A 5,473-nucleotide genomic window follows, 5' to 3' on the forward strand; every position below is an offset into this window, starting at 1 on the left:
GCGCAACCGCGCCGCCGGCCCGCGCCAACGCGCGTGCCGACGGCGCGGCGGCCGCGGATCAGATTTCCGGCGGAAAGCTCAGCGGGCAGCCGTTGGCGCGTTCGCAAGCCCAGAACTCGTTGAGGCAGCCGTCGTAATCGCCGCCGGCATTGCGGCAGGCGTAGTACTGATCCAGGCACTGATCGCAGCGCGGCACGCCGGCGGTGGCGGTGAGCGCGGCGGCGAAGCCGAACGCGGCGAGGGCCAGCGCGACCAGGCGCGGGCGGATGCGGCGGATATTCATGAGACCTCCTTGGTCGTGATCGAGTCGGCAGCGATGAAGCGGCAAGGCTGGCTGCGCGCGCAGCGGCGCGCCGGACTCAGGGCGGCGGCAGGCCGACGGGGCAGCCGCCCTCCATCTGGCAATTCATGAAGTTGTTCGAGCAGGTGCCGTAGTCGTTGCCGCTGTGGTCGCGGCAGTAGTAGTAATCCTGCACACAGTGCAGGCATTGCGGCGGCTCGGCGCTGGCGGCGAGCGCGGCGCCCAGGCCGAACGCGGCCGCGGCGAAGGCGATCAGGCGCGGGCGGATGCTACGGTTCCGTGTGTCCACAGGCTTCCCTCATGTGTCGCCAGTCCTTCTGGCTCGGCCATCCTAGGCGCGCGCACGCAGCGGTATCGGTATCGGCGTCGCGGTCCGCGCACGGCGTGCGCGGCGCCGTGCGCGTGCCGGTCGGCGCCGCTCGGACGCGAGCGCGAACGGCCCGCGGACTCGCATCCGCAGGCCGTCGCACCGTCGATCGCGCGCGGACTCAGTCCGGCGGGAAGCTGGGTTCGCAGCGGTTGTCGATCTCGCACTGGAACAACTGGTCCATGCAACTGGGCTGCGCGTCGGGCGAGTTGTCCCGGCACTGGTAATAGCCTTGCAGGCAGTAGTCGCAGTTCGGCAGGCCGGCCGACGCGGTCAGCGCGGCGGAAAAACCGAATACGCCCAGGGCCACTGCGGTCAAACGGAACATGCGGCGTGACATCGCGAACGCTCCTTTTCCTGTCGCCAGTCCATCTGGCCCGCCGATGCTAGGCGCGCGCGCGGGCCGGGTCATGTGCGGCCGCGGCGGAATTCACGCGGGGGATCACAGAACGCAGCGTTCGCTGCGGTGCGGCAGCGCGTGGCTATGTCGGGCGCGGCCAATGTCGCGTTTCCGAACAGTGCGCGGCGAGTCGTTCTCGCCGCCGTTGCCGCGGTGCTGCGACACCGCACGCCGGCGGCGTGCGCGGCGTCGAGCGCAACGATGCCGAACGCGCCGGTTCAAAACGCAGCTACGCCAAACGCCGCGACGCCAAACGCTGGGACGCCAAACGCTGGGACGCCAAACGCAACGGGGCGGCCGTCGCCGGCCGCCCCGTGGTCGCGATCGCGTTGCGCCGCGTCGCGGCGCGCTACCGCATTACAGATCGAACTTGATGCCCTGGGCCAGCGGCAGCGCGTCGGAGTAGTTGATGGTGTTGGTCTGGCGGCGCATGTACGCGCGCCACGCGTCGGAACCCGACTCGCGGCCGCCGCCGGTTTCCTTCTCGCCGCCGAACGCGCCGCCGATCTCGGCCCCGGAGGTGCCGATGTTGACGTTGGCGATGCCGCAATCCGAACCGGCCGCCGACAGGAAGGCTTCGGCCGCCTTGAGGTTGGCGGTGAAGATCGACGAGGACAGGCCCTGCGGCACGTCGTTCTGCAGTTCGATGGCTTCTTCGAGCTTGCTGAACTTCATCACGTACAGGATCGGCGCGAAGGTTTCGGTCTGCACCACTTCGGCGTCGTTGGTGAGGCCGGTGACGATCGCCGGCAGCACGAAGTTGCCGGGGCGCGAGATGCGCTCGCCGCCGGTCTCGACCTTGCCGCCGGAGGCCTTGGCCTTGGCGATCGCGTCGAGGTAGGCCTGCACGCCGTCCTGGCTGTTGAGCGGGCCCATCAGGTTGGCCGGGTCGGTCGGGTCGCCGATCTTCTTCTCGACCTGCTTGTACGCGGCGACCAGCTTGGCCAGCACGTCGTCATAGATCGACTCGTGCACGAACAAACGGCGCGTGGTCGTGCAGCGCTGGCCGGCGGTGCCGACCGCGCCGAACGCGATCGCCGGGATCGCCAGCTTCAGGTCGGCGCTGGCGTCGACGATGATCGCGTTGTTGCCGCCCAGTTCCAGCAGCGAACGGCCCATGCGGCGGGCGACGCGCTCGCCCACGGCGCGGCCGACCTTGGTCGAGCCGGTGAAGCTCACCAGGCCGATGCGCTTGTCGTCGACGAAGTTCGAGGCCAGCTCGGTGCCGGCGTCGTTGAACAGGAAGAACAGGTCGGGGAAGCCGCCGGCGCGCAGCGCCTCGTTGCAGATCTTCATCGACGCGATCGCCGACAGCGGGGTCTTGGGCGAGGGCTTCCAGATCGAGATGTCGCCGCAGATCGCCGCGATGAAGCTGTTCCAGGCCCACACCGCCACGGGGAAATTGAACGCCGAGATGATGCCGACCAGGCCCAGAGGGTGCCACTGCTCGTACATGCGGTGGCCCGGACGCTCGGAGTGCATGGTCAGGCCGTACAACTGGCGCGACAGGCCGACGGCGAAGTCGCCGATGTCGATCATCTCCTGCACTTCGCCGTCGCCCTCGGGCTTGGACTTGCCCATTTCCAGCGCGACCAGCGAACCCAGCGCGTCCTTGTGCTTGCGCAGCGCGTCGCTGCACAGGCGGATCGCTTCGCCGCGGCGCGGCGCCGGGGTGGTGCGCCACACCGCGAAGGCGGCCTGGGCGCGGGCGACGATGGTTTCGTAATCGGCCTGCGAAGACGCCTGCACGCGCGCCAGCACTTCGCCATCGGTGGGGTTGACGGGCTCCAGCACGCCGGCGTCGGCGGTCTTGGACCATTCGCCGTGGCCGAGGTAGGTGCCGGACTCGTTGTCTTTGAGTCCCAGGGCGGCGAGAACGGGGTGGGTCATACCGAAAGCTCCATGTGGTGGCACGCCGGGGGGCGTGGCGCTTGGGGTGAGGCGGGAAAGGAAAGGCGGGATGGGAGACGCGGGATTGGGGAACTGGCGCGCGCGCGGGCGGCGCGGGCTGCGCGCCGGCGGGCGCGCTGCGGTGGAAGGTGGCGACCCCGACACGATTCGAACGTGTGACCTTCCCCTTAGGAGGGGGATGCTCTATCCAGCTGAGCTACGGGGCCGTGGTGGTTGCGGTGCGGCTGCGCTGCGCATGCGCGAGGGGCGCGGCCATCCGGACGATTGTACCCGCGGCGGTATGCCGGCGGCCACGGCCGGTTCAGCCGCCGCGCCACAGCCGGCGCAGCAAGGCTTCGGCGGCCACGCTGACCGCCACGGCGGCGTCGGGGCTGGACAGGCGCGGCAGCGCCCACTGGTCGGTGGCCTGCAGGACCGCCAGGGTCGCGCCCTCGAGCAACTCCGCATTGGGCGCGGTGTCGACCAGGCCCAGCGCCACCGCGTTGGCGAAAAACGCGCGCAGCCACGGCGACGGCTCGGCCGCGGTGTCGATGCGTTCGAGCAGGGCGCGGTGCTCGGGATGGGCGAGCAGGAACTCGCTGAGCCGGGTGCTGGCGTCGTGGAAGCGATCCCACAGCGCCGCTTCGGTGTCGGCGCCGGGCCACGGGCCGAGCTCCGCGCCGATCCGCAGCAAGGTGTCGGCGGCGACGGTGGCGAACAAGTCGTCCTTGCCGTCGAAGTAGTGATAGGCCGAGGACTTGGAAATGCCGGCGTCTTCGACGATGCGGTTGAGCGAGGCGCCGTCGCGGCCGTCGCGGGCGAAATGGGCGCGGGCGACGTCGAGGAACGCGGCTTGGGCGGCGGGTGGCAGGCGTTGGAAGCGCGGCAGGGGCATGCGGTGTGCTGGATCCGGCGGGAAGGCGTGCGGCGGCGTTATCGGCGGGGCGGACTCAGGCGGAGGCAGTCGCGCGCGGCGTGTTCGGCGCAGTGTCGCCCAAGAGTCGCAGCAGGCGCACGCTCAGGATCCAGTGCGCGGCCCAGGCCGGCAACGCCGCGGCGCCGGCGGCGACGCCGAGCGCGCCCGGCAGCAGCGAGACGATCTGCAGCGCGCACCAGGCCAGGCCGAGCCGGCGCCAAAGCCGCCGCCGGGCCGGCGGCACGCGACCGTCGTTGCGCAGCGAGGCGGCGATGGCGGCGACGATGAAGAAATCCTCCACGAAGTTGTAGGGGATCGCGAACATCCACCACACCGAGCGTGGCGAGGCGGTACGGGCCGCGGGCGGGATCGCGGCCAGCAAGCGCTGCAGACAACGGCAGTAAGCGGCGACCAGGGCCAGGAACGCCAGCACCGCGACGGCAGCGCCGGCGGCACCCAGGGCGTGGATCTCGCCGAGGATGCCGGCGCCCCAATGCGGGGCCCATAGCGGTTGGGTCAGCAGGGCGGCCACCGGGACAGTCAGGACGAGCTTGGCTGCAAGCGGCGCGTAGCTCATCAGTATGGTCTCATGGTGTGTACCATAAGTATACATTATTGGTTCTAGCCGTAAGCCTTGACGCAATCTCCCCCGATAGATCGAAGCGAGCGGGGCACTGACCCAACCCAGTCCGAAGCGGCTTGGCCTCGGGCGCGGCTGATCCAGAACCCTGTGTAGGCCCGGGGCCAGTTGCCCGCTGTGTGGATCTGGCTCGTTCCGCAGCGCTTGCTCACACAGAAAATGCGCACAAATGCGCATTTACGTGACCTGTATCGCGTTTCTTTTGCGTAACAAGGGAAAGACGGACTGGAATTCCAGGCGTCGAGCGTCCGGACGGCCGATGCAGAAGGGGCGGCCGTGGACTGCAGCGAGCTGGGCCGGTGGGCCGGCGCGCAAGCGAGGCGAGCCGCGCGAGTCGGGCGTCGCCAGGGGCAACGGGAGGGCGGGCTGTCGTTCGACGGTCCGCAGGAAACGAACCGCTGGGAAGCGGTCGGTCAGGGGACAACATGAGCCGTTCGATGAGTTGGGCGAGGCGCGCTTGCGCGTCGTTGTGCGTGGGTGCGGGCCTGCGGGCGCGCGAAGGGCGCCGGTCCGCGACCTGGTTCGGCTGGCTGCTGCTGCCGGGCCTCGGGTTTGCCGGCGCCGCCCAGGCGCAGAGCTGCGCGGTCGGCGAGACACCGGCGGCGTTCGGCTTCACCGGCGGCGAGCAGACTGTGAGCGTCCCGGCCGGCGTGCAGTCGCTGACCGTGTACCTCAGCGGCGCGCAAGGCGGGGCCGGGCGCAGCGGCGCCGGCACCATCGGCGGCAGTCCCAATTCTCCCGGCGGCACCGGCGGCCTCGGCGGACGCGTGCGCGGCACTCTGGCGGTGACGCCGGGCGCGATCTTGTCGATCTGGGTCGGCGGGCAGGGCTCGCAGGCGGTCAATCCCGGCGGCATCGGCCAGGGCGTGGACGGCATCGGCGGCGGCGGCACCGACCTGCGCGTCGGCGGCAACGGCGTCGGCAACCGCGTCGCCATCGCCGGCGGCGGCGGTGGCGGC

Annotated in this window: 7 protein-coding genes, 1 tRNA gene and 1 pseudogene; 2 read left to right on the forward strand and 7 right to left on the reverse strand. The window is 70.6% G+C overall.

From position 1 onward, the window contains the following. Positions 1–58: 58 nt before the first annotated feature. From A7A76_RS02200 to A7A76_RS02210, 3 genes are all read right to left on the reverse strand, one after another. Positions 59–283 (reverse strand): hypothetical protein, encoded by a 225-nt coding sequence (locus A7A76_RS02200; protein WP_206409664.1) that lies wholly within the window; start codon positions 281–283, stop codon positions 59–61. A 76-nt stretch (positions 284–359) separates the two neighbouring features. Next, complete coding sequence (locus A7A76_RS02205; protein WP_206409665.1) at positions 360–590, reverse strand: hypothetical protein; 231 nt, start codon at positions 588–590, stop codon at positions 360–362. A gap of 199 nt (positions 591–789) precedes the next feature. Next, positions 790–1,008, reverse strand: a complete 219-nt coding sequence (locus A7A76_RS02210; protein WP_206409666.1) for a hypothetical protein — start codon at positions 1,006–1,008, stop codon at positions 790–792. A gap of 239 nt (positions 1,009–1,247) precedes the next feature. Between A7A76_RS02210 and A7A76_RS02215 the strand changes: the two genes are divergently transcribed. After that, entirely contained in the window at positions 1,248–1,442 is a 195-nt protein-coding gene (locus A7A76_RS02215) for a hypothetical protein (protein ID WP_206409667.1), read from the forward strand. Here the strand turns inward: A7A76_RS02215 and amaB are convergent. The 4 genes from amaB to A7A76_RS02235 form a co-directional block, all read right to left on the reverse strand. Further along, on the reverse strand, positions 1,426–2,958 hold the full coding sequence (gene amaB, locus A7A76_RS02220) for an L-piperidine-6-carboxylate dehydrogenase (protein WP_206409668.1): 1,533 nt from the start codon (positions 2,956–2,958) through the stop codon (positions 1,426–1,428). The two genes, A7A76_RS02215 and amaB, sit on opposite strands and share 17 nt — an antisense overlap. Before the next feature lie 150 nt (positions 2,959–3,108). Further along, positions 3,109–3,185, reverse strand: a tRNA-Arg gene (locus A7A76_RS02225). A 95-nt stretch (positions 3,186–3,280) separates the two neighbouring features. Next, complete coding sequence (locus A7A76_RS02230) at positions 3,281–3,853, reverse strand: TetR/AcrR family transcriptional regulator (RefSeq protein WP_206409669.1); 573 nt, start codon at positions 3,851–3,853, stop codon at positions 3,281–3,283. Positions 3,854–3,908: 55 nt separating this feature from the next. Continuing rightward, a complete protein-coding gene (locus A7A76_RS02235; RefSeq protein ID WP_206409670.1) occupies positions 3,909–4,451 on the reverse strand; it encodes a hypothetical protein in 543 nt (180 codons plus the stop codon). A 500-nt stretch (positions 4,452–4,951) separates the two neighbouring features. Between A7A76_RS02235 and A7A76_RS02240 the strand changes: the two are divergent. Further along, positions 4,952–5,473: pseudogene (locus A7A76_RS02240) on the forward strand (glycine-rich protein); the annotation flags it as partial.

The sequence above is a fragment of the Lysobacter enzymogenes genome (assembly GCF_017168095.1).
In the GTDB taxonomy this organism is placed as follows: Bacteria; Pseudomonadota; Gammaproteobacteria; order Xanthomonadales; family Xanthomonadaceae; genus Lysobacter; species Lysobacter enzymogenes_D.